The 24,557-nt window shown below is 64.4% G+C and carries 18 protein-coding genes; 8 read left to right on the top strand and 10 right to left on the bottom strand.

The window, feature by feature from the left end; genetic code table 11:
- The first annotated feature begins 44 nt into the window (after window positions 1-44).
- Window positions 45-1,520: a DNA-3-methyladenine glycosylase 2 family protein gene (locus ACUYMZ_RS09255; protein WP_481602881.1), complete on the top strand. Its 1,476-nt coding sequence runs from the start codon at window positions 45-47 to the stop codon at window positions 1,518-1,520.
- A gap of 336 nt (window positions 1,521-1,856) precedes the next feature.
- Here ACUYMZ_RS09255 and ACUYMZ_RS09250 read toward each other — a convergent pair whose 3' ends face one another.
- The 9 genes from ACUYMZ_RS09250 to argC form a co-directional block, all read right to left on the bottom strand.
- On the bottom strand, window positions 1,857-2,600 hold the full coding sequence (locus ACUYMZ_RS09250; protein WP_481602879.1) for a maleylpyruvate isomerase family mycothiol-dependent enzyme: 744 nt from the start codon (window positions 2,598-2,600) through the stop codon (window positions 1,857-1,859).
- An 80-nt stretch (window positions 2,601-2,680) separates the two neighbouring features.
- On the bottom strand, window positions 2,681-4,096 hold the full coding sequence (gene argH, locus ACUYMZ_RS09245; RefSeq protein ID WP_481602877.1) for an argininosuccinate lyase: 1,416 nt from the start codon (window positions 4,094-4,096) through the stop codon (window positions 2,681-2,683).
- Window positions 4,096-5,301, bottom strand: coding sequence for an argininosuccinate synthase (locus ACUYMZ_RS09240; RefSeq protein ID WP_144663087.1), 1,206 nt, complete (start codon window positions 5,299-5,301; stop codon window positions 4,096-4,098). Before ACUYMZ_RS09240 ends, argH begins: the two co-directional genes overlap by 1 nt.
- 51 nt (window positions 5,302-5,352) lie before the next feature.
- Window positions 5,353-5,892: an arginine repressor gene (locus ACUYMZ_RS09235; protein WP_426006913.1), complete on the bottom strand. Its 540-nt coding sequence runs from the start codon at window positions 5,890-5,892 to the stop codon at window positions 5,353-5,355.
- Entirely contained in the window at window positions 5,892-6,893 is a 1,002-nt protein-coding gene (argF, locus tag ACUYMZ_RS09230; protein WP_481602875.1) for an ornithine carbamoyltransferase, read from the bottom strand. Before argF ends, ACUYMZ_RS09235 begins: the two co-directional genes overlap by 1 nt.
- Complete coding sequence (locus tag ACUYMZ_RS09225) at window positions 6,890-8,158, bottom strand: acetylornithine transaminase (RefSeq protein WP_481602873.1); 1,269 nt, start codon at window positions 8,156-8,158, stop codon at window positions 6,890-6,892. The genes argF and ACUYMZ_RS09225 overlap by 4 nt, the downstream gene beginning before the upstream one ends.
- Window positions 8,155-9,096 carry an acetylglutamate kinase gene (argB, locus tag ACUYMZ_RS09220; protein ID WP_481602869.1) on the bottom strand — a complete coding sequence of 314 codons (942 nt, stop codon included), beginning with the start codon at window positions 9,094-9,096 and terminating at the stop codon, window positions 8,155-8,157. The genes ACUYMZ_RS09225 and argB overlap by 4 nt, the downstream gene beginning before the upstream one ends.
- A gap of 11 nt (window positions 9,097-9,107) precedes the next feature.
- Window positions 9,108-10,274 carry a bifunctional glutamate N-acetyltransferase/amino-acid acetyltransferase ArgJ gene (gene argJ / locus ACUYMZ_RS09215; RefSeq protein ID WP_481602866.1) on the bottom strand — a complete coding sequence of 389 codons (1,167 nt, stop codon included), beginning with the start codon at window positions 10,272-10,274 and terminating at the stop codon, window positions 9,108-9,110.
- Window positions 10,271-11,302 (bottom strand): N-acetyl-gamma-glutamyl-phosphate reductase, encoded by a 1,032-nt coding sequence (gene argC / locus ACUYMZ_RS09210; protein WP_481602864.1) that lies wholly within the window; start codon window positions 11,300-11,302, stop codon window positions 10,271-10,273. Before argC ends, argJ begins: the two co-directional genes overlap by 4 nt.
- A gap of 164 nt (window positions 11,303-11,466) precedes the next feature.
- On the opposite strand from argC, the gene ACUYMZ_RS09205 reads away from it, so the two are divergent.
- The 4 genes from ACUYMZ_RS09205 (at window position 11,467) to ACUYMZ_RS09190 (ending at window position 19,099) form a co-directional block, all read left to right on the top strand.
- Window positions 11,467-12,555, top strand: a complete 1,089-nt coding sequence (locus ACUYMZ_RS09205) for a fatty acid desaturase family protein (protein WP_426006907.1) — start codon at window positions 11,467-11,469, stop codon at window positions 12,553-12,555.
- Between the two features lie 85 nt (window positions 12,556-12,640).
- Window positions 12,641-13,606 (top strand): quinone oxidoreductase family protein, encoded by a 966-nt coding sequence (locus ACUYMZ_RS09200; RefSeq protein WP_481602861.1) that lies wholly within the window; start codon window positions 12,641-12,643, stop codon window positions 13,604-13,606.
- A gap of 131 nt (window positions 13,607-13,737) precedes the next feature.
- A complete protein-coding gene (locus tag ACUYMZ_RS09195; RefSeq protein WP_481602859.1) occupies window positions 13,738-17,703 on the top strand; it encodes a Pls/PosA family non-ribosomal peptide synthetase in 3,966 nt (1,321 codons plus the stop codon).
- A 64-nt stretch (window positions 17,704-17,767) separates the two neighbouring features.
- Window positions 17,768-19,099, top strand: coding sequence for a M1 family metallopeptidase (locus ACUYMZ_RS09190; RefSeq protein ID WP_481602857.1), 1,332 nt, complete (start codon window positions 17,768-17,770; stop codon window positions 19,097-19,099).
- On the opposite strand, the gene ACUYMZ_RS09185 is transcribed toward ACUYMZ_RS09190, so the two are convergent.
- Complete coding sequence (locus tag ACUYMZ_RS09185; RefSeq protein WP_481602855.1) at window positions 19,038-19,769, bottom strand: 4'-phosphopantetheinyl transferase family protein; 732 nt, start codon at window positions 19,767-19,769, stop codon at window positions 19,038-19,040. The genes ACUYMZ_RS09190 and ACUYMZ_RS09185 overlap by 62 nt on opposite strands.
- Before the next feature lie 214 nt (window positions 19,770-19,983).
- On the opposite strand from ACUYMZ_RS09185, the gene ACUYMZ_RS09180 reads away from it, so the two are divergent.
- From ACUYMZ_RS09180 to ACUYMZ_RS09170, 3 genes are all read left to right on the top strand, one after another.
- Window positions 19,984-22,008, top strand: coding sequence for a CDP-glycerol glycerophosphotransferase family protein (locus tag ACUYMZ_RS09180; RefSeq protein WP_481602853.1), 2,025 nt, complete (start codon window positions 19,984-19,986; stop codon window positions 22,006-22,008).
- Window positions 22,009-22,151: 143 nt separating this feature from the next.
- The gene (locus tag ACUYMZ_RS09175) at window positions 22,152-23,903 is read left to right on the top strand and encodes a hypothetical protein (protein ID WP_481602851.1); all 1,752 of its coding nucleotides are present in this window, start codon (window positions 22,152-22,154) and stop codon (window positions 23,901-23,903) included.
- Window positions 23,893-24,525 carry an LbetaH domain-containing protein gene (locus tag ACUYMZ_RS09170; RefSeq protein ID WP_481602848.1) on the top strand — a complete coding sequence of 211 codons (633 nt, stop codon included), beginning with the start codon at window positions 23,893-23,895 and terminating at the stop codon, window positions 24,523-24,525. The genes ACUYMZ_RS09175 and ACUYMZ_RS09170 overlap by 11 nt, the downstream gene beginning before the upstream one ends.
- Window positions 24,526-24,557 lie beyond the last annotated feature (32 nt).

Here is a 24,557-nt window from a genome sequence, read left to right as displayed (position 1 = left end):
GATTTCCGCTGGCAGCGATGACACCCCGGTGAAAGGATGAAGCCATGGACTTCTGGCAGCGCTACAGGGCGATCGACGCACGGGATCCCCGGTTCGACGGCCAGTTCTTCACCGCTGTGCGCTCCACTGGCATCTATTGCCGCCCATCGTGCCCCGCCAGGACCCCCAAAGCCGAGAACGTGACGTTCTACGAGACCTCGGCCGCCGCGCACGAGGCCGGTTACCGGGCCTGCAAGCGCTGCCTGCCCGAAGCCGTGCCCGGGACCCCCGCCTGGAACCTCCGCTCGGACGTCGCCGGCAGGGCGATGCGTCTGATCAACGATGGTGTGATCAGCAGGGAAGGCGTGGAAGGGCTGGCGCGGCGCCTCGGATATTCCTCCCGCCAGCTGAACAGGATCCTGAGCCAGGAACTGGGCGCCGGTCCCCTGGCGTTGGCGCGGGCAAGCCGGGCCCAGACTGCCCGCACCCTGCTGGTTTCCACGGACATGCTGCTTGCCGACGTCGCTTTCGCGTCCGGCTTCAACAGCGTGCGGCAGTTCAACGACACCATCGGTGAAGTTTTCGCCATGACCCCGACGGCGGTCCGCGCCACTGCGCCGACCTCCCGGCAGCGCCGGAATACCGAAGGAGCCCCGGCCAACCTGACGTTGAACCTTCCCTATCGGGAACCGTTCGATCCGGGCATTTTCGACTTCCTGGCGGTCCGCGCCGTACCCGGCGTTGAAGCGTCAGCCGGCGAACCGGGCGGGCGCCGAACGTACGCCAGGACACTGCTGCTCCCCCGCGGCCAGGCGGCCTTCTCCGTTTCGTTTGATCCTGCCGCCCCCGGAAGCCGGCTGCAGCTAACGGCCACCGTCGCAAATCTCCACGACCTTCCGACCTTGCTAGCCCGGGTCCGCAGGTTGTTCGACCTGGACGCGGACCCCTTGGCGATCGATGAAGCACTGGGTGCGGACGTCCGCCTGCGGGACGCCGTCCGGGCCGTCCCCGGAATCCGGCTGCCAGGAGCCGTGGACCCGCAGGAACTGCTGATCCGCGCCATGATTGGTCAGCAGATCACCGTTGCCGCAGCCCGCACTGCGCTGACACAGCTCTCCGTTCTCGGAACCCCGTCAGCCATCACCGACGGCTCACTTGAGCGGATGTTCCCGACGGCGGTCCAGCTCGCCGAGGGCGGCAGGGCGCTCCTCCGGGGACCACAGCGCCGCATCGACTCTGTACTTTCCGCGGCAGCAGCGATGGCGGAGGGGTCCCTCGATATTGGCTATGGCGACGACCACGGGAGCCTTTCCCGGAAGCTGCTCCCACTCCCCGGGGTGGGACCGTGGACGGTCGGATACGTAGCCATGCGGGTTCCGGGGGCGCCCGATATCTTCCTGGGCAACGACGCTGCCGTACGCAACGGACTCAAGGCCGTGCGGGATGGGTCGGGATTGAGCGCCGATTTCCGGGAAGTGAGCCCGTGGCGCTCGTATGCGGTCATGCACCTGTGGCGGGCGGCAGCAGCCTCCAAACGCTGAAGCCCGCTGCCGGCGCTCTCTCACCAATCACCACCTTTCCACCGACGCTCTCTCACCAATCACCACCTTTCCACCGACGCTCTCTCACCAATCACCACCTTTCCACCGACGCTCTCTCACCAATCACCACCTCTTCATCGACGCTCTCTCACCGCTTTGAAGCAAGTGAGAGAGCGTCCGCGGGAAAAGGCCTATCGGTGAGAGAGCGTCCGCGGGAAAAGGCCTATCGGGGAGAGAGCGTCCGCGGGAAAAGGCCTATCGGTGAGAGAGCGTCCGCGGGAAAAGGCCTATCGGTGAGAGAGCGTCCAGCAGAAAGGGTGTATCGGTGAGAGAGCGTCAGTGGGTTGGCTGGGCGGGGACGCCGGCCGGCCAGGGCAGGAGTTCGGGCAGGTCCACTCCGTCCGCCGCTGCCGTAGCGCGGAGCGAACCGAGGCTCGGCTCACGGCCTGCGAGCCAGGCAGCAATGTCCGTCAGCATGCCGGTGATGGCAATGGACGTGCCGCCGGAGCCCAAGGTCAGCGGAGGGAGTCCGGTGGGTTGGAGGACGAACCTGTACTCCCCCGGCACACGTGCCTCCAGGAAGCCGAAGAGGTGCTCGCAAAACGGACGGCTCCAGGTCTCCGGTCCAAAGCCCAATCCGAGGTCCGCGGCATGGATGGTGAGTTCCCGCCACAACGCCAGGCCGCCGTCGAGCACGGTTCCGTCCCGGTAGCTGATCCGCGCCTGCCAGTCGCCAGGCTCCAACGCGTCGAAGGCTGCAACAGCCGATTCCACAGCCGTGGTGACAGAGGCAGTATGTTCAGCAAGGCTGTGGCCCGCCGCGAGGTTGATGGCCTTCGTGCGGCCTTCCATGCCGCCGTCGTACAGTTCGATCTGTTCGCCGCGCCGCGCATACTCCAACTGCCGCGCCATGGCATTGGCGATGCCCGTGAGGTGCGCCAGCACGTGGCCGCGCGTCCAGTCCGGAAGTTCGGAGGGCTCGGTGACGGAGGAATCGTCCATTTTGGCCAAAAGGCGGGTGACGGTGCCGGCGGCTTTGTGAAGCTCTGCGGGCAGCATCTCAGCTGTGATCGGGGTCATAGCGCCATGCTAACGCAGACAATAAAAAGCAGGACGGGATGGCACCCGTTGGCACCATCCCGCCCAGCTTTCGAACTCCGTTACGCCGCGTACGTGCGCGCAGCCTCCAGTTCCGCTTCAAGCGCCTCGAGCTGGCGTTCGACGGCGGCCGGTGCCGTTCCGCCCTGCGAGTTGCGGCTGTTGAGCGAACCTTCGGTACTGAGGACACTGCGGACTTCGGGAGTCAGGTGCTCCGAAATCGTTGCATACTCTTCGTCCGTCAGGTCCCACAACTCCACGCCGCGGCTCTCGGCCTGCTTGACGGCAGCACCGGAGAGCTCGTGTGCTTCTCGGAACGGCACGCCCTGGCGGACAAGCCATTCGGCAATGTCGGTGGCCAGGGCGAAGCCCTGCGGTGCCAAGGATTCCAGACGTTCACGGTTGAACGTCAGCGTGGCGATCATGCCGGACACAGCCGGAAGCAGCAGCTCCAGGGTGTCGGCGGCGTCGAACACCGGTTCCTTGTCCTCCTGCAGGTCGCGGTTGTACGCGAGCGGCAGCCCCTTGAGCGTTGCCAGCAGGCCGGTCAGGTTGCCGATCAGGCGTCCCGCCTTGCCGCGTGCGAGTTCGGCGACGTCCGGGTTCTTCTTCTGCGGCATGATCGAGGAGCCCGTTGAGTACGAGTCATGCAGCGTGACGAAGGAGAACTCCTTGGTCGCCCAGAAAATGACTTCCTCCGAGATCCGGGACAGATCAACGCCGATCATGGAGCACACCCAGGCGAACTCAGCGAAGACATCGCGGGAGGCGGTGCCATCGATCGAGTTGTGCACGGCTGAGTAGAAACCGAGGTCGGCAGCTACCGCCTCAGGATCCAGTCCCAGCGAGGAACCCGCCAGGGCGCCCGAGCCGTACGGCGAAACTCCGGCACGCTTGTCCCAGTCCTGGAGACGCTGGACGTCGCGCAGCAGAGCCCACGCGTGGGCAAGCAGGTGGTGGCTCAGCAGGACCGGCTGCGCATGCTGCAGATGCGTGCGGCCCGGCATGGCCACGCCCTGGTGGGCCTTGGCCTGCTCCACCAGCGCATCGATGGTCGCGAGGACACCCTGGGCGATGATCCGGGCGTGGTCACGCAGGAACATCCGGCCCAGCGTAACCACCTGGTCGTTGCGGGAACGGCCTGCACGGAGCTTGCCGCCCAGTTGGGCGCCTGCCCGCTCGATCAGGCCACGTTCCAGCGAGCCGTGTACATCCTCGTCGCTCTCAGCAGGAAGGTAGGCGCCGCTCGCGACGTCCTCGTCCAGTTGCGTGAGCGCCGCCAACATGCCTTCGAGCTCGGCGTCATCCAACAAGCCGGCCTTGGCCAGCACACGGGCGTGCGCCTTGGAACCGGCGATGTCGTAGCGGGCCAGCCGCCAATCGAAATGCGTGGACTTGCTCAGTGCGGCCAGCGCGTCCGCAGGGCCACCGGCGAACCGGCCGCCCCAGAGTGCGCCTTCGTTAGTTGCCGACGTCATTATTCGCCAGCAACCCGCAGGTCGCGGCCCGAGGCGACCTTGGACGACATGCCCCACAGCTCGATGAAGCCGCGGGCCATGGACTGGTCGAAGGTGTCGCCGGTGTCGTAGGTGGCGAGGTCGAAGTCGTACAGCGAGGTGTCGGAACGGCGGCCGTTAACGATGGCCTGGCCACCGTGGAGGACCATGCGGATGTCGCCGGAGACGTACTTCTGGGTGTCCTCGATGAAGGCGTCCAGGGAACGCTTCAGCGGGGAGAACCACTGTCCGTCGTAGACAAGCTCGGCCCAGCGCTGGCCGACCGTTGCCTTGAAGCGGGCCTGCTCTCGCTCGATCGTGACATCTTCGAGGTGCTTGTGCGCGGTGATCAGGGCCATGGCACCGGGAGCTTCGTAGATCTCGCGGGACTTGATGCCCACCAGGCGGTCCTCGACGACGTCGATGCGGCCCACGCCCTGGGCGCCGGCACGGCGGTTCAGTTCCTGGATGGCCTGCAGCGGGGTGACCTTCACGCCGTCGATCGCTACCGGGATACCGGCCTGGAAGGAGATGGTGACTTCATCCGGTGCCGGCGGGAATTCCGGGGTGGCGGTGTAGTCGTAGATGTCCTTGGTGGGTGCGTTCCAGATGTCCTCGAGGTAGCCGGTCTCGACGGCGCGTCCCCAGACGTTCTGGTCGATCGAGTACGGGTTCTTCTTGGTGGTCTCGATCGGCAGTCCCTTTTCCTCGGCGAAGGCGATCGCTTTGTCGCGGGTCAGGGCGAGGTCGCGGACAGGTGCGATGCACTTCAGGTCCGGGCCGAGGGTCTGGATGCCCACTTCGAAGCGGACCTGGTCGTTGCCCTTGCCCGTGCAGCCGTGTGCGACGGTGGTGGCACCGAATTCGCGGGCAGCCTTGACCAGGTGCTTGACGATGACGGGGCGGGAGATGGCCGAGACCAGCGGGTAGTGACCCTGGTAGAGGGCATTCGCCTTGAGGGTGGGCATGGCGTACTCGTTGGCGAACTCATCGCGGGCATCGGCAACGTAGGCTTCGACGGCGCCACAGCCGAGGGCCCGCTGGCGGATGGTCTCCAGGGACTCGCCGCCCTGTCCAACGTCGACGGCCACAGCGATGACCTCGGCGCCGGTGGCTTCACCGATCCAGCCGATGGCTACGGACGTATCGAGGCCACCGGAGTAGGCCAGAACAATGCGCTCAGTCACGAGAGTGCTCCTTTGGTTGTTGCGTGTTGCGTATCTAATGCTTGAAGAAAATCAGTTGGCTGCGGGGCCGGCTTCCTCGGCCAATTGCAGGAAGCGGGCCGCGAGTTCCGCGCCGCCGCCGGGATCCCGGGAAACCAACATCACGGTGTCGTCGCCTGCGATCGTACCCAATACCGACGGCATCACGGAGTGGTCGATCGCAAGCGCCAGGAAGTTTGCAGCCCCCGGCGGTGTCCGGAGCACCACAATGTTGCCCGAGGCCTCCGCCGTCACCAGCAGTTCCCCGCACAGCCTGGTGAGCCGGGCATCGAGGATTTCCTGGGTCACACCGCTCTTGGCGTTGCGGTCTCCCCCTTCGCCGGGAACCGCGTAGACGAGCGCGCCGTCCTTGCCACGGACCCTGACGGCGCCAAGTTCCACGAGGTCACGCGACAGCGTGGCCTGGGTGACCTGGACGCCGTCGTCCGCCAGCAGGGCTGCAAGCTCTGCCTGGGAACGGACGGACTCCCCCGTCAGGATCGCGGTGATGCGCGCCTGACGGGCCGTCTTGGTGGCCGGGCTTACACCCGGAACCGAAGGGTTGGTGGACACTAGAACGTGCTCTCGCCGGTTCCCTCGACGGGTGCAAGGCCGTCGACGAAAGCCAGGCCGGACCTGTGCATGAGCCAGGCCATCAGTGCTTTCTGGGCATGCAGGCGGTTCTCGGCCTCGTCCCAGACGATGGACTGCGGGCCGTCGATAACGCCTGCCGAAATCTCATAACCGCGGTAGGCCGGGAGGCAGTGGAGGACGACGGCGTCCGGTGCGGCCTGCGCCATGGCGGCCTCGTCCACGGAGTAGTCGCGGAACAGCTGAAGGCGGGCTTCTTTCTCCGCTTCCTGGCCCATGGACACCCACGTGTCGGTGGCCACGACGTCGGCACCCTTGAGGGCCTCGGCAGCGTCGCTCGTGATCAGCACGGACCCACCGGTTTCGGCAGCCCGTTCTTCCGCCGCGGCCACGATGTCAGCGGCCGGAAGGTAGCCCTCCGGACCGGAAATCCGGACGTGCATTCCCGCCGTGACGCCGGCCAGCAGGTACGAGTTCGCCATGTTGTTGGCGGCATCGCCCAGGTAGGCCATGGTCAGTCCGGCGAGTTCGCCCTTGTGCTCCTTGACGGTCAGGAGGTCGGCCAGGAGCTGGCAAGGGTGGTAGTCGTCGCAGAGCGCGTTGATGACGGGAACCTTGGAGTTCTCCGCCATGGCCACCAGGCCCGAGTGGGCGCCGGTGCGCCACACGATGGTGGAGACCATGCGCTCCAGGACCTTTGCGGTGTCCTCCACGGACTCCTTGTGGCCGATCTGGGCTTCACCGGGGTTGATGATCAGGGCGTTGCCACCCATGTCGGCGATCCCCGTAGCAAATGACACGCGGGTCCGGGTGGAGGTCTTGTCGAAGATGACGGCTACCGTTTGACGCCCTGCGCCCTCCCCAGCGAAAGGCTGGACGCTATACGGTGCTGCTTTCATGCGGGCGGCCAACTCAAGCACTTCGGCCTGTTCGGCCGGGCTGAGATCAGTGTCCTTGAGGAAGTGACGGGTGGAAATGCTCACTGTGCGTCCTTAGCGGTGTTGGCGGTAGCCGTAGCGATCAAGGTTGGCAGGGCAGCCAGGAAACGGTCAGCCTGTTCGGTGGTCAGGATGAGCGGCGGCGCCAAGCGGATGGTGCGGGGGCCGGGACTGTTGATGATGAAGCCTGCGTCCAGGCCGGCGGTGACCATGGCAGGGGCAATCTCCCCATCAACGTCGAAACCAATCAACAAACCTTCACCGCGGACCTCGGTAACGCCCTCGACGGCGGCGATACCGGCACGCAGGTACTCGCCCACGGCTTGCACATGGTGCAGCACGCCCTGGCTTTCGATCGCGTGCAGGGTGGCCAGCGCGGCCGCCGTGGCAACCGGGTTCCCGCCGAAAGTGGTGCCGTGCTGCCCGGCGGTGAGCAGGGCCGACGTCGTACTTCCGAACGTGAGCAGCGCACCGATCGGGAAGCCGCCGCCCAGGCCCTTGGCGAGAGTGATGGCGTCGGGAACGATGCCGGCGTCCTCGCTGGCGAGCCACTTTCCGGTCCGGCCGATGCCCGTCTGGACCTCGTCGAGGATCAGGAGCGCGCCGGCGGCAGTGGTGGCTTCGCGGGCTGCCTTCAGGTATTGGGTGCTGAGCGGCCGCACGCCCGCTTCGCCCTGGATGGGCTCGAGGAAGACCGCCGCAGTGGAATCGTCGACGGCGGCACGCAGGGCCTCGATGTCGCCAAACGGGATGTGGACCACGCCGCCGGGAAGCGGCTCGAACGGTGCTCGGTACGCCTCCTTGGCGGTCAACGCCAATGCTCCCATGGTCCGGCCGTGGAAGGCCCCCTCAAGGGCGATGATCTTGGTCCGCGTGCCGTCGCCGTTGTTCCGCCGGGCCAGCTTGAAGGCGGCTTCGTTGGCTTCGGTGCCGGAGTTGGCGAAGAAGACCTTCGAACCTGCCGGGGCGTTGCTGATGGCCAGCAGTTTCTCTGCGAGCGCCACCTGTGTGGGGCTCGTGAAGAAGTTGGAGACGTGGCCCAGCGTGGCCAGTTGGCTCGCGATCACCGAGGTGACGAAAGGATGCGCATGGCCCAGGGCGTTCACTGCGATGCCGCCGAGGAGGTCCAGGTACTCCTTGCCGTCAGCGTCCCACACCAGGCAGCCTGCGCCGCGGACCAGAACCCGCTGCGGGGTGCCGAAGACGCCCATGAGGGACGACGAGTAGCGGGCCAGCCAATCGGCACCACTGCTGTGGCCGGTGATGGCATCGGCCGGAGTTTCGACCACTGCTGCTTCGTTGGTGCTCATGCGTTCACGTCCTCGTCGGGTACTACCTGGGTGCCGATGCCCGCCGTCGTAAAGGTTTCCAACAGCATGGAGTGCGGCAGGCGGCCGTCCACGATGTGTGCGCGTTCCACGCCTTCGTCGATGGCCTTCAGGCAGGCAGCCATCTTGGGGATCATGCCCGACTCAAGGCCGGGGAGCATGTCCCGCAACTCACTGGCCGTCAGGGAGGAGATCAGCGATGACTTGTCCGGCCAGTTGGCATAGAGGCCCTCCACATCGGTGAGGATGACCAGCTTGGAGGCACCCAGCGCCGATGCCACGGCCGCCGCGGCGGTGTCCGCGTTGACGTTGAGGACCTGCCCGGTGGTCTGGAAACCGTTGCCCTCCTCAGTGATTTCGGGTGCCACCGTCGAAATCACTGGGATGCGGCCGGCGTCGAGGATGTCCTTGATCCCGGCAGGATCAACGCCAACTACTTCGCCCACCAGGCCGAGGTCCACCTCCTCCCCGTCCACCACGGTGCCGGTACGGACCGCGCGCAGCAGCCCACCGTCTTCGCCGGACATGCCGACGGCATACGGGCCGTGGGAGTTGATCAAGCCCACCAGTTCGCGGCCGACCTGGCCCGTGAGGACCATGCGCACCACGTCCATCGCTTCGGGAGTGGTGACGCGCAGGCCTCCTTTGAACTGGGACTCGATGCCGAGACGGCCAAGCATGGAGTTGATCTGCGGTCCACCACCGTGGACCACCACGGGGTGGATACCCACGTGGTGGAGGAACACGATGTCCTCGGCGAAGGCACGGCGAAGGTCGTCGTTCACCATCGCGTTGCCGCCGTACTTGACCACCATGGTGGTTCCGGCAAAGCGCTGGATCCATGGCAGCGCCTCGATCAGGGTTGCGGCTTTGTCCTGGGCTGCACTCATGGACGTGGTCTCACGGGTGTGTGCTGTCATGGTCATTCCGCTCAGCTCGAATACGCGCTGTTCTCATGCACGTAGTCGTGCGTGAGGTCGTTGGTCCAGATGGTCGCCTCCGCGTCGCCGGCCTGGAGGTCGATCTCCACGAGGACTTCGCGCGGCTCCAGGTCAACAAGGTTGCGGTCGTCGCCGATGCTTCCGTTGCGGCAGATCTGCACGCCGTTCATTGAAACGTTGAGCTGGTCCGCTTCGAAGACGGCGTCGGTGGTGCCCACGGCTGAGAGCACCCGGCCCCAGTTGGGGTCCTTGCCGAAGATGGCGGCCTTGAAAAGGTTGGAGCGGGCCACGGAGCGGCCCACCGTTTCAGCGTCGCGTTCGCTCGCGGCATTGAAGGTCCGGATGGCAATGTCGTGGCTGGCACCCTCTGCGTCGCCGATCAGCTTGCGCGCCAGTTCGGCACAAACGGAAGTCACGGCCTCGCTCAACTGTGCGGCGGAGGGCAGCGCTTCGGACGCCCCCGAGGCGAGCAGCACTACGGTGTCGTTGGTGGACATGCAGCCGTCCGAGTCTGCACGATCGAAGGTGACGCGCGTTGCGTCACGCAGGACGACGTCGAGCTCGTTTGCCGGCACCTCGGCGTCGGTGGTGAGGACCACCAGCATGGTTGCCAGGCCGGGTGCCAGCATGCCGGCACCCTTGGCGATGCCGCCTACCGTGAACGTCTTCCCTTCGGCGTCCGTCCCCGTAAAAACCGCTTCCTTGGAGACGCTGTCGGTGGTCATGATCGCAGTGGCTGCGGCGCTGCCGCCGTCCTCACTGAGCTCCTTGGCGGCCGCCTCGACGCCCGGGAGGATCTTGTCCATGGGCAACTGCTCGCCGATCAGGCCGGTAGAGCAAACCACGACGTCGGAAGCTGAGACTCCCAGCGCTTCTGCCACTTTCTCGGCCGTGGCATGGGTGTTCTGGAAACCCTGCGGACCGGTGCAGGCGTTGGCGCCACCGGAGTTCAGCACGACGGCATCAACGCGGCCATCGGTGACCACCTGGCGGGACCAGTGCACAGGGGCTGCGGCCACCCGGTTGGACGTGAAGACCGCGGCAGCGGCCTTCAGCGGACCGTCATTGACGACGAGGGCGAGGTCAGGGTTGCCGGAAGCCTTGATCCCGGCCTTGATGCCGGCGGCCCTGAATCCCTTGGGGGCGGTAATGGTCACGGTGCAACTCCCTGCAGGTTCAGGCCGGCGGTTTCATCCAGGCCGAGGGCAATGTTCATGGACTGCACGGCACCGCCGGCAGTTCCCTTGGTGAGGTTGTCGATGGCGCACGTAACGATGACGCGACCTGTGTGGCCGTCGAAGGCCAACTGCATCACTGCGTGGTTGGACCCCTGGACCGACTTGGTGGTGGGCCACTGGCCCTCCGGCAGCAGGTGCACGAACGGTTCGTCGTCGTAGGCGTCGGCCCAGGCCTGGCGGAGCTCGGAGGCGGTGACGCCGTGCCCAACCTTGGCAGTGGCCGTCGTAAGGATTCCGCGGCTCATGGGCGCGAGGGTCGGAGTGAAAGACACCGTCACCGGTTCCCCCGCGGCGTTGGACAAACCCTGCTCGATTTCGGGCGTGTGGCGATGCCCGCCACCCACGCCGTACGGGCTCATGGATCCCATGACTTCGGAACCGATCAGGTTCACTTTGGCAGCCTTGCCCGCGCCGGAGGTCCCGGACGCCGAAACGATGACGACGTCGTCGGTCAGCAAAAGGTTGTTGGCGAACCCGGGCGTCAAGGCCAGCAGGGCCGACGTCGGGTAGCAGCCGGGTACGGCGATGCGCTTGGCGCCTTTCAAGGCGTCGCGCTGGCCCGGGAGCTCGGGCAGGCCATAGGGCCAGGTGCCCGCATGGGCGGAGCCGTAGAACTTTTCCCACGCCGCGGCGTCCTGCAGGCGGTGGTCTGCGCCGGCGTCGATGACTACTGTTCCTTCCGGCAACTGCGCGGCGATGTCAGCAGAGGCTCCATGCGGCAAGGCAAGGAAAACGACGTCGTGACCGGACAGGTTCTCAACGGTGGTGTCTTCCAGAATCCGGCTGGCCAAGCCATGGAGATGCGGCTGCAACTCCCCTAGTCTGGAACCGGCGTTGCTGTGCGCGGTGATCGCGCCGATGGTGACGTTGGGATGGTTCGCCAGCAGGCGCAGCACTTCTCCCCCGGCGTAGCCGCTGGCACCGGAGACGGCAACAGAAATAGTCATGCCTCCACCATACAGCAAAACTATTCATGGTTGCTGATATTTATGCATTCAGTCATTCGGGCCTACCGCGCCCGTGGGGCGTATGCTGGATACAGGGTGATCCAGACCGTGCAGTCCGAACGTCGGCTGCAACGTTGCCCGTGAGCGATACGGGGCACACCTTCATGGCACCCACATCCATTTCCGATCGCCCCAAGGCGCGCATCATCCAACCCAATCCGGTAGTCCACAGTTATTCAGAACTTCTGAAGAGCGTGAAAGCGGCCGGGCTCCTTGAGCGGCGGACCGGGTTCTATATCTGGCTTTTTGTCGCCCTCATGCTCCTCATGGCCGGCACGTGGCTCGGTTTCGCGCTGATCGGCGACTCCTGGTACCAACTCCTGATCGCTGCTGCGCTGGGGATCTTCTGCACCCAGTTGAGCTTCCTGGCGCACGAGGCGGGCCATAAGCAAATCTTCGCCTCACGCCGCGCCAACGACTGGTCCGCGCGGCTGCTCGCCACAGGCGTTGCCGGCATCAGCTACTCCTGGTGGGAACAGAAGCATGGCGCCCACCATAACCACCCCAATGTCATTTCCAAAGACCCGGACATCCGGAACAACGCCCTGGTCTTCTATCAAGAGGCTGCGGCGGAGCGTAAAGGACGCCTGGCGTTCCTCACCCGCAAGCAGGGTTGGTTCTTCTTCCCCCTCCTTACGCTCCTGGGTCTCAGCCTGCAGTTCGATTCACTGCGCTTTATCTTCGGCAAGCACAAGGTTCGCCACCGCTGGGTGGAAACCCCCATCCTCGTCACCCGCCTCGCCGCATTGCCGGTCCTCGCCTTCACGTTCCTGCCCATCGGCATGGCTTTTGCTTTCCTCGGCGTGCAGATCATGGTGTACGGGTTCTACATGGGCGCCTCCTTCGCCCCCAACCACAAGGGCATGCCGGTTCTGCCGTCAGACAGCCGCGCGGACTTCCTCAGCCGCCAGGTCCTGACATCCCGCAACATCTCCGGCGGACGGTTCATGGACTTCCTGTTGGGCGGCCTCAACCGCCAGGTGGAACACCACCTCTTCCCTGACATGGCCCGGCCGCAGCTTCACCGTGCTGCCGGAATCGTCCGCGCTTTCTGTGGCAAGCACTCGATTCCCTACACGGAGACCACTTTGCCGCAGTCGTACGGAATCGTGGTCAGGTACCTCAATGAGGTGGGCCTCGCCGCCGGGCGCGGCTTCGATTGTCCGGTCGCTGCGACGCACGGACGGCGCTGAGGGTTTCACACTGACGGCTGCCTCCTCCCTAGGATGGAATCTGGAACCGGGCATTGGAAGGACCGTCCCGGAGTGAGGAGCCACCATGACGCACGCCATCGTTGCCCGGCAGCCCGGAGGACCGGAAGTCCTCGAATACGCCTCCGTTGAGCCGCCGAAACCCGGCCCGGGACAATTGCTGGTCAAAGTCGCAGCCGCCGGTGTCAACTTCATCGAGACCTACCAGCGCAGCGGCATCTACAAGGTGGAGTATCCCTTCACTCCGGGAGCAGAAGCCGCGGGAACGGTGGAGGCCCTTGGTGAGGGTGTGGAAGAGTTCGCCGCGGGCGACCGGGTTGCTACCGCCGAGGCCGCCGCGACCTATGCCGACTACATCCTGGTGGACGCGCCCAAGGCACTCCCCGTTCCGGACGGCGTGGACGACCACACCGCCGCAGCCCTGCCCCTGCAGGGAATCACGGCCCACTACCTCATGAACTCCTCATTCCGCGTGGAACCAGGACACTCGGTCCTCCTGCATGCCGGTGCCGGTGGCGTGGGATTGCTGCTGACACAGTTGCTCAAAGCCAGGGGCGCGCGGGTCTTCACCACGGTTTCCTCGGATGAAAAGGCCGCCCTTTCCAAGGAGGCCGGGGCGGATGAAGTCCTCCGTTACGACCGCTTTGCGGACAAAGTCCGCGAACTCACCGACGGAGAAGGTGTCAATGTGGTCTACGACGGCGTGGGCAGGGATACGTTCGACGACTCCCTGAAGAGCCTGAGGATCCGCGGGGCCATGGTCCTGTTCGGGGCAGCCTCGGGCCCCGTTCCGCCCTTCGACCCACAGCGGCTGAATGCCGGCGGCTCCCTGACACTGACCCGGCCCACCATGGGGCACTTCGTGCAGAACACCCATGAGCGGCGTTGGCGTTCCACCGAAATCTTCGAGGCAGCAGCCAACGGCACGCTGTCCGTACGGGTCGGTGCCACGTACCCGCTGGCCGAGGCCGCTCAAGCCCACCGCGATCTCGAGGGCCGCCGCACCACGGGCAAAGTCCTGTTGGTTCCCTGACCGGCCAGGAGCCGAACAATTCGGTCCGGCAGAACACGCGGCAACGCGCCGGTGAACTCAGAAACAACGCAGTATGAAGCGCGGGAAACGTCCGACACCTTTTGTTTACCTTTCGCGGTAAAGCTGTAGTCGTGAGAGTCGAAGAACCTGCCGGGCACGGGTCCGCCCCTGCCCTGGCCACGTACCGGCCCCAGCTTCCCGGTTTGGCCGCAGCCCCGCCCGCGCGCACCCTGGTGGACATCCTTGAGGCAACCGCTGCGTCCTTCCCTGAGGCTTCGGCCCTGGACGATGGCCATGCATCACTGAGTTATGAGCAATTGCTGGCAGCAGTCCGCTCCTTCGCCGGAAAGCTCAACGCCGCAGGGTTGGGCCGGGGCGACAAGGTGGGGGTCCGGATACCCTCCGGCACCAATGAACTCTATATCGCGATCCTTGGAATCCTGATGGCGGGGGCGGCGTACGTGCCGGTCGACGCCGATGACCCGGACGAACGGGCGCGGTTGGTGTTCGGCGAAGCCAAGGCAGGTGCAGTAGCGGGCCCCGGACTGTCCCTGCAGATGGCCGGCGTTCCGCAGGGAGGTTCACGTCCGCCCATCACCGCAGCTGCAAAGCCGGGGCTGGATGACGACTCCTGGATCATCTTCACATCAGGTTCCACCGGTACACCCAAGGGCGTGGCCGTGACACACCGCTCGTCCGCGGCTTTCGTCGACGCGGAAGCACGAATCTTCCTACAATCAGAACCCATCGGCCCCCAGGACAGGGTGCTGGCCGGACTTTCCGTCGCCTTCGACGCATCCTGCGAGGAAATGTGGCTGGCATGGCGTCACGGCGCCTGCCTGGTGCCTGCTCCGCGGGCCTTGGTCCGCACGGGAATGGACTTGGGACCATGGCTGATCAACCACGGCATCACAATAGTGTCCACGGTGCCTACCCTGGCGGCCCTGTGGCCTGCTGAAGCCCTGGAAAACGTCCGGCTGTTGATTTTCGGCGGGGAGGCGTGCCCTCCCGAACTTGCCGAGCGGCTGGCCGTCGATGGCCGCGAGGTATGGAACACTTACGGCCCCACGGAGGCAACCGTGGTGGCCTGCGCCGCGCCCTTGGGCGGCTCCGGCCCCGTCAGGATCGGCCTGCCCCTGGACGGCTGGGACCTCGCGGTAGTGGATTCAGCCGGGATGCCCGTGCCAGAAGGCGGGATCGGCGAACTCATCATCGGTGGCGTGGGCCTCGCCCGCTACCTGGACCCGGCCAAAGACGCCGAAAAGTACGCCCCGATGCCCACCCTGGGGTGGAATCGCGCGTACCGTTCCGGCGACCTTGTCCGTTATGAAGCGGAGGGCCTGGTTTTCATGGGCCGCGCTGATGAACAAGTGAAGCTTGGCGGACGACGCATTGAACTCGGCGAGGTGGATGCCGCCTTGCAGTCGCTGCCGGGCATTGCCGGTGCTGCGGCAGCCGTCCAAACGACGGCGGCGGGAAACCAGATCCTGGTCGGTTACCTCGCGCCCTCCGATGGAACGGCGGTGGATCTGGGCGCAGCCCGCGAACTCCTTGCCGACAGCCTTCCGGCCGCACTGATTCCGCTCCTGACGGTGGTGGACAACCTGCCCACCAAGACCAGCGGCAAAGTTGACCGGAACGCCTTGCCATGGCCACTGGCGGATGCGGCTCCCGACGCCGGGAGCAAGCCCCTGGACCTGCCGGGGGACGCCCGCTGGGTAGTGGAACAGTGGGAGGCGGTCCTGGGGAGCGCCGTCGGATCCCTCGACGCCGACTTCTTTGCCTATGGCGGCGGCTCCCTGGCAGCTGCCCAACTGGTGTCCGCACTGCGTGTCCGGTACCCCACCATCACGGTGGCCGATATCTACGCCACCCCGCGTGTGGGTGCTCTTATCGATGCTGCCCGGCAGTCAGTCCCGGAGGGACAGGTGCCTGGACCCGCAGCCGAACGCTCCGTCCGGCCCACCGCCCGCAAGTCCCAGGTCTTCCAGGTCCTCATGGGCGCACCCCTGCACATTCTGGTGGGCATGCGGTGGCTGACCTACCTCATGGCGGCCAACAGGCTGTTGGCCGACTTCGCAGGATTCATCCTGGCGCCGGCCGTGTCCTGGTGGTGGATCGCGGCGTCCTGGCTGGTGTTCGTCAGCCCGTGGGGCCGGATGGCCATCTCCGTGGCGGCCGCGCGCCTCCTGCTCGGCAAGGTCCGGCCCGGGACGTACCCGCGCTCGGGCAAAACGCATCTGCGCCTCTGGCTGGCGGAGCAGATACAGGACCTTTCGGGCGCCATTGGCCTGGCCAGCGCTCCCTTCGTCCCCTATTACGCCAGGGCACTCGGTGCCAAGGTGGGCAAAGACGTCCACCTGCACTCCCTGCCGCCGGTTACCGGCTTGCTGTCACTGGGCAGCGGGGCCAACATCGAGCCCGAGGTCGACCTGAGCGGCTGGTGGGTGGATGGCGATTCGGTGCATATCGGCCAGATCCATGTCGGCGCAGGCGCCGTGGTCGGTTCGCGCAGCACCCTCATGCCCGGAGCCACCATTGGCGCCGGAGCCCACGTGGAGGCAGGCTCGGCCGTGCTGGGCAAGGTCAAGGCCGGCCACCTCGTGGCTGGTTCTCCCGCCGGGCGCCGGGGCAAAGCCAAGCAGGAATGGCCGTACTCTTCCGCGCGCAGCCCGTTCGTGGACAAGTTGTGGTTGTCGGCCTTTGCAGGCGCCTCGGCGTTGCTCGCCCTGATCCCGTACGTCTCAGCCGGCGTTGCCGCCGCTGTGGTGCTCGCTTTCATTCGCGGACGTGCTTCCCTGGGCGATGCGTTGCCCCAGCTTGCCGCGGCACTGCCGTTGGCCGCACTCGTGTGGTTCTTTTCCAACCTCGTCCTCATCCTTGTTTTTGCCCGGCTCCTGGGCCTGGGGCTCAAGGAAGGGTATTACCGTGTCCGTAGCCGGACCGGCTGGCAGGTCTGGGCAACAGAGCGGTTGCTGGACATGGCCCGCGACCTCCTGTTCCCCATCTACGCCAGTCTTTTCACCCCGGTCTGGCTCCGGCTCCTGGGAGCCAAGGTGGGCAAGAACGTCGAGGCCTCCACGGTGCTGCTGGTCCCACGCATGACCACGATCGGCGACGGCGCTTTCCTGGCCGACGACACCATGGTGGCATCCTACGAACTGGGCGGTGGCTGGATGAAGATCGCGCCCGCCAAGATCGGCAAACGGTCCTTCCTGGGAAATTCCGGCATGACGGCCGCCGGCCGAAACGTGCCCAAGAACTCCCTGGTGGCCGTGCTGTCGGCCACGCCTGCCAAGGCCAAGTCCGGGACATCCTGGCTGGGCAGCCCGCCGGTCAGGTTGCGGCGCACCGCCGTCGACGCTGACCAGTCACGCACCTTCCAGCCGCCACTAAGGCTCAAAGCCGCCAGGGCCCTCTGGGAATTGTGCCGATTGGTGCCGGTGATCCTCACAGTCGCCATCGCCGCCGGTGTGATGCTTGCCCTCGACTGGCTGGCCCGCGGTTGGGGTTACTGGGTGGCTGCCATCCTGGGTGGTGTGGTGCTGCTGGCAGCCGGGGCTGTGGCGGCGCTCAGTTCCGTCGTGGCCAAATGGGTCCTGGTGGGAACAATCCGCGCCGGCGAACATCCGCTGTGGAGCTCATTCATCTGGCGCAATGAGGTAGTGGACACCTTCGTTGAAATGGTCAGCGCGCCGTGGTTTGCCCGGTCGGCCGCGGGAACCCCTGCCCTGGTGTGGTGGCTGCGCGCACTCGGTGCCAAAATAGGCCGCGGAACGTGGTGCGAGAGCTACTGGCTTCCGGAAGCGGACCTGGTGAGCCTCGGCGAAAATTCCACGGTCAACCGGGGCTGCGTGGTCCAGACGCACCTGTTCCACGACCGCGTCATGAGCATCGACTCAGTGACCCTCGGTGCCGGTGCCACCATGGGCCCGCACGGGGTCATCCTGCCCGCAGCGAGCATCGGCGATGGCGGAACCGTAGGCCCGGCGTCGTTGGTGATGCGCGGGGAGACCGTTCCCGCCGGAACGTATTGGATGGGAAATCCCGTGAGCCCGTGGGTGGGTCCTTCGGCTCCGGCCGGCCGGCTGAAGTAGATTGAACGGACCGGAACCCGGCACCGGTCATACGAGCCAGACAGGATTGAGGTCCCCGAATTCCATGACCGCACCCAGTACGACGCCAAGCACAGCCGACCAATACGCCCTGGGTCACGGCAGCACAGGGTACCGCGTGGACCGGTACGAACTGGACCTGGACGTCAGGTTGGCAAGCAACAGGCTGATGGGCCGGGCACTGCTTCACTGCACTGCGCTGGAACCCGGCACTACCCTGCTGGTGGACCTCGTGGGACTGCGGGCTTCCAAGGTGTCGCTTAACGGCCGGAAGGTCCAAAAGTTCTCCCACAGGGCAGAACACCTCGTGGTGACCGCCGGCGCGCCGCTGAAACCGGGACAGACCTTCCTGCTGGACATCAAGTACGACGGCATCCCCCGGCCACGCAAAGGGCTTTGGGGCGAAGTCGGCTGGGAGGAACTCAACGACGGCGTGCTGGTTGCGGGCCAGCCCAATGGTGCCGCATCCTGGTTCCCCTGCAACGACCATCCATGGAGCAAGTCCACGTTCCTCATTTCTGTCACCACGGACGAAAACTACCGGCCCGTCTGCAACGGACAGCTCATCTCCAGGACCCGCAAGTCCAGCCGGGAAACCTGGGTCTACGAACACAACGTTCCCATGGCCACATACCTCGCCACCCTCCAGATCGGCCGCTATGTGATGGTCCCCCTCAACCCGGACGACACCCACCACCGCGTGCCCCAGTTCGCCGCGGTCACGGCCGCCAGGTCGGAAGAAGCACGCCACGGTCTTCGACGCCAGCCTGACATGATGCGGACCTTCGAGGATTGCTTTGGGCCGTATCCGTTCACGGAGTACACGTCAGTTGTCACGGAGGACGAACTCGACATCCCCCTGGAAGCCCAAACCCTGTCCATCTTCGGACGCAACCACATGCGCGATACGTGGGAGGCCCAGCGCCTGATTGCCCACGAGCTGTCCCATCAATGGTTTGGAAACTCCCTGACCGCGGGCACGTGGAAGGACATCTGGCTGCACGAAGGTTTCGCCTGCTACGCCGAGTGGCTCTGGTCCGAAGAGTCCGGAACCATGCCCGTGGCAGAGCGCGCCGCGGCGGCATGGAAGAGGCTGCAAATGTCCGCGCAGGACCTCCTGGTGGGTGACCCGGGACCGGAACTCATGTTCGACGACCGGGTCTACAAGCGGGGTGCCCTTGCCGTGCACGCCCTGCGGGTTGCTGCAGGGGACGAAGCCTTTTTCGGGTTCCTTCAGCACTGGACTGCCACCAATCGCCATGGCTCAGTTTCCACGGAGGCGTTCGTCACAGCGGCCGGTTCCTTCATCCCGGGAATCAATCCGGAAGCCCTCCTGCAGCCATGGCTCTACGAGGCAGCGCTTCCGCCCCTTCCCTGACTCCTTCCGGGGAATGACTGAGGGCCAGCGCTGCTACGAGCCCTTCCATCCCTGCAGGAAGCACCAGGTCACTCAGGCCGTTCCGGTCCAGCACGTCGAGTCCGGCCGGGTCGCGGCGGAGCCCTTCACCGGTCATCTTCAGCCAGGCTTCCTTCCGTGCCCAGAGCCGTGCCCGGCCGGTATTGCGTTCGGCTGCGGGCAACCGGATCACAGCGTCCCTTTCCAGGGGCGTCAGGGCGACGTCGTCAAAGCCCTTGTAAGCGGCAGCGGAGACGCTCTCAAGGTCCACTCCCAGCAGGGTTCCGCAGGGCGGACGTACGACGGCGGCCAGCAGCACCCAGCCCGACGCCCGGGAGGCGCTAAGCACCAAAGGCGCCGGAGCGCCGTCGAGCATGAACCCTGGGCGGCCGTGATCCTGCCCGGGTCCGCACTGCGGGCAAACGTATGCGGGCGTGAGCCGGGTCGGGTCCACCTCGAGGAGCGACGCGGCGTAGCGCTGCGCGGCGATCCGCCCGGCAATGAACTCTTCACGGTCCTTGGATCCGGCGAACCTGAGGGCACGGCGCCGGGCCGGGGCCCCCAGCCGCTGGAGGCTGTCGCCGGGAACGGACACGTCGCCCAGCCTCTGCAGTTCCAGGACCGGGCTCCCCTTCGTCACCTCGCTGCCCACGCGACCTCCACATTTTCCAGATGGTTCCCACACCAAGGCTATCGGGATCATCCGCGGGGGCTGGTGGCCCATGATGCTTCGCGGAGTGAAGATTCTGCCGAAAATCGCGTCACGATTCCGGATGTCAACCCACTCAGCTTCATATGACCAATAACAAGGGTGACGTTCCGCAGGTTGTGGAACCGCCGCCCAGGTACTTTCGCTGAGGACTCACATGCCAGTTACGGAACCCCTGCTCACCATCGTTTTGGAGGCTGAGGAGGGCCTCGATCGCGAATCGGTTCTCTACAGGCGCATCGTTGCCGCAAGGCTCAGGTATGAGAACCTGTTCGTACTTCACCACGTCCGGGAGCCGCTGACCACAGGCAGCGTGGCACGTATCTGCGAATCCATCGAGACGAGGTACGTCGTGTTCCTTAAGGCCTCACACCAGGTCTCGGCGTCGTACGTCACCACCATGGTCGAGTATCTCCGTACACGTTCGGTGTATCTTGCTGAGCCCGTGATCTACACCGGAGCCCTGCCAAACAATGTTGAGACAACGAAGATCGACGACGCCTACCAGTACGCCCGCGACACAGACATCTTCGGTATCGCTTTCAACGTCCGCCGCCTCCAGGACGCCTTGGAGGCCGTTGGCGATGTCGACAGGTCGGCACTTTATCTGGCCTACCGGCTGTACTGGTCCATCGCGGAGGTCAAACCTCAAAAAACCGGCTTCTCGGTCGCTTCAGATACCAAGGCTGCGATTGGCCTGCAGGTGGCTCCGGAAACCAGCCGCCTGGTTCCGTTGATTCCTCTTGCTTCCAAGCAAATGCGCCTTCACCTGACCCGCTACCTTGCGCTCTACCTTCGGGGCATGCGCACCCAAAAAGCCGGAAACGTCAGTTTGGCGCACCTCCGGGACCTCATCCACACGTACCGGCTGGCAGAGCAGCTCACCTGGGTTGAACCCCTGCAGCCCGTCGAAGCCTTATGGATTCAGTGGCTGGTGACGCCGGAGGCCACCTCCTTCCTCTACAAGCAGCTCAGCGAGTGCGACGCCTACCTGGATTTCGCGGAAGGCCGCACCCCACCGGGACCCCGGATCCCCCTGTACAGTTTGCAGTTCGGAGGCGACACCGTAACCATCCACAAGTCCTATAGGCCCAGGGAATCCCGCCCCGGCTATTCCCAGGCAGACAGCTACGACTTCTACAGCCGGCCCATTACGCCGTCGTCCACCATCATCTTCTTCGACCGACCGCTTCAGGCCGACGACAACGCCGAGCACCTTTACGAATACTTCACCACGAAGCACCCGGAATTCACCGAAGCCTGCTTTGCGTTGAATCCGAAATCACCGGATTGGGAACGGCTGAGCAGGAAAGGCTTCAAGCTCATCCCGATTTTCACAGCAGAGTTCTACGAGAAGTTCCTGATCTCCGACCTCGTCGTCTCATCGCAAATCTACAACATCAGGTACAAGGGCAAGTCCTTTGCCAATTCACGGTTCATGTATTTGCAGCACGGCATTCAACTCAATGACATGACGGACTGGGTTATTTCCAAATACTTTGATGTCTTTGTGACCACGGGCCAACTCGAGGCCGACTACATGCGCGGGATAGCGCCGACCGAAACCCTCAATTCGGGTCTTCCCCGGTTCGAAGCCCTGGCCCGGGAAGGAACGGCGCCCCAACATTTGCTCTTCATGCCGACCTGGCGTTTCAACCTCCACCAGGCATCCACTGAACTTTTCGCCCGCTCCGCGTACTTCCGTGCCATCGATGCTGTCCTGACAGATCCAGTGCTTCTCGAATTCCTTGAGGACACGGGCCGGACCCTGCAGGTGAAACTCCACCCCAACGTGGAAAAGAGGTCCAGCCAGTTCAGCTTCTCGAAGAACGTCATCAGGTCCGGCTTGAGCTACCGGGAAGCGATTGCCTCGGCGGAGATGGTCTTCACTGATTACAGTTCGGCCGTGCTGGATGCAGCCTTCATGGGCACACCCATTGCCTACTATCACTGGGACGCCCCGGAATTTTTCCGCGACCAGCCCTACGAGGGCCGCGTCGATTACCTGCAGGATGGCCTGGGGCCCGTAGTGACGGAGCACGACCAATTGATCACGCATATCGTGCAGGAGCAATACCTCCGCCCGGACAAGCACTTTGAAAAACGCCGTGAGCGCTTTTTCCAGGGAGTCGACCCCACAAGAATCAATGCGACGATCGTAGAGAGGATGCTGAGTCTCTGATGAAGGAAATTCGACGCATTAAGCGGACCATCCGCGGATTAGTGGTGAAGGCGGCATATTCACCCTCCGGCACGCACATTGCCCGGAAAGTCCTGGCCTCATCAGAAAACGCACCTGTGCGGCGATTGATGGAGGCAAAGAATATGGAAGGCAGCATCCGACGACTTGCCTCGGAAAGCCTTCCACCGGGGACGTACTTCGCCAAGCTGACACTCCCCCAGTGGCAAGAGCACCAGGGCAAGGCCTTCCGGCTGCTCCAGGACCGGGAGGTTGTCTACGGAAACCTCATTGAGCCCCCGGCCCGTGGCTTTCCGCTGGAGTATCGGAACATCATTGTCACGTCAAAGGATCCAGCCCGGTTTTCCCTTGACATCGATACCCCGTACCACCTGGCGATCGGGCGGGGAGCCTTCACCACTCCCCAGCAGCTGAAGTACGACCAGCAATACGGAGTGGAACAGCACGGGGACATCTACTACTCGTTGCGTGGAAACAAGGTCAATCCGAAGAAAATACTGATCACCTTCCCCGGTTTCGGTCCCTCCACATCACGGATCTCCTACGCTGTCAGCTATCTCAAGGACCTTACGGCGCACGACCTCAAGGACACCCTTATGGTCTGTTTCCAGGACCGCTACTTGCCGGCCGGGTCCTACATGATGACGGACAATGCCGGCCGCCCGCTCTTCGACCGCATCAACCGAGCCATCGAGGAACTGCGGACGCGCTTCGACATCGACCCTGCGGAGATGCTGTTCTTCGGCGCTTCAAAGGGCGGCAGTATCGCCATCCAGTATGCGCAACACTTTCCGGCGGCCCGCCTGCTGATCGCGGTCCCACAAATGAACCTGCCGTACTACTTCAACAAGCCGTTTTTCCGTAACAACCTTTTCCTCAGCGACCCCCTTCGCCGCATGGTCCAGCCTGAAGAGAACCTGCGTCAGTACTTCAGGGAGGGCCGGACCATCGACTACTTCTATACCAACTCCGACGAACTGAGCAATCACTCACTCATCGAACTCGTCAAGGATGTCCCGCACCTCACCAAGTACCGGATTGACGGAGGGCACTCGGAGGTTGCCCGGGCAGCCCTCCCTGCGATGCTCGGCCTCATCCGTGAGTTCCTTCATGGTCCACAACACCGCTCCTTCTCGTGTGAAAACGTGCGGGTCCTTCCCCAAGAGCATGGGGTCCAACTGCAGGCCCGACTGGACCAGACCGGATCGACAATCGGTACGGCGAACTGGTTCATCGAGGGATGGCTGGGAAAGACACGCTTCCGGCAATTGATGACTGACCACTCCTACAATTTCGTGAAGTACACGAACCACAACCAGCGGCTTTTCCCAGCCTATGATCCCCTCGATGCACTCTCTGCGGTCGTAGCAATTGAACCCACACGAACCACCTGGACGGGTCGCCTTCCGCAAGGTGTCGTGGCTGCAGGGCACGATGACCGCTTGGATCCCTCCTCGACGCCATTGGACCTCGAAGCGAAGCAGACCAGGTCGTATGCGCTCCTGGACGGTGACAAACTCAGCCGCTCCTTGTATCGGAGCACCAAGGCGAACGCGGATGGTGACACCATGGAGCTCCATTTTGTCGCTGACATCGACTCCGACGTCTCCATGATCCCGATCGATAGGGGAACACACAGGGCATCACACATTGCTGTGGTGGAGCTCTTGGATGGGTGGGATTTGGCGGAGCTCCTGGCTTTGAGGTTCGTCATCGCCTCGGGTGCACAGCGGTTGCTCATGGTGCTCCACGACGTTGAGCCCCTCACCGAGGCCGCAGAAGCCCTCCAGCGCGTCGACTGGCCGAAAAGCACCGTCATGGTGACCACTGCGGACGACGCGTCGGCCATCGGGGAAATGGCAGCACATGTCTACTAGGGGCGAGGCACCCACCCAAACCACCAGCCAAGGCAGCCAAGTGATCCGCTCCTATGCGGATGTCCCTGGAATCCGACACAACACGGTGCACCTCAACCCGGCGGCCGGATCAGAGTTCCAGGCATCGCTGGTGGAGTTTGTGGGCACGGGAAATACCCTGTATATCGAAGACGGCGTCAAACTGCGCAATTCCAGGCTGAGGTTCCTGGGCAATGACTCCGTCATCCACCTTCGCCGTTTTCCGCGGCACCTGCGAGTGGTGGTGACCGTCTTCGAGGATTCGGTGCTTTACCTCGGCCCGGGAGCCTCGTTCACGTCCGAGGCGCGCTTCCTGCCTACCGAACGTAAACACGTCATCATTGGCAGCGATGCCATGTTTTCATCCCGTGTCGTCTTCCGGACTGCCGACCCACACCTCATCTATTCCGTCCACGATCGTCAACGGCTGAATCCCAGCGAATCCATTTGGGTGGGAGACCACGTATGGCTCGGCGAGGATGTGCTGCTGCTCAAAGGTGCCCGGGTCGGGTCGGGTCGGGCAGCATCCTGGCGGCGCGGGCGCTGGTCACCAAAAGCATGCCATCGAACTCGACCTTGGCCGGCGTCCCCGCCAAGGTCGTAGGCTCCGGCATCTTTTGGACGAGGCCTTCGGTT

This window comes from Arthrobacter sp. T572 (assembly GCF_056780115.1).
The sequence above is the reverse complement of the archived record's forward strand: the minus strand, read 5'-3'. Positions and strand labels throughout refer to the sequence as shown.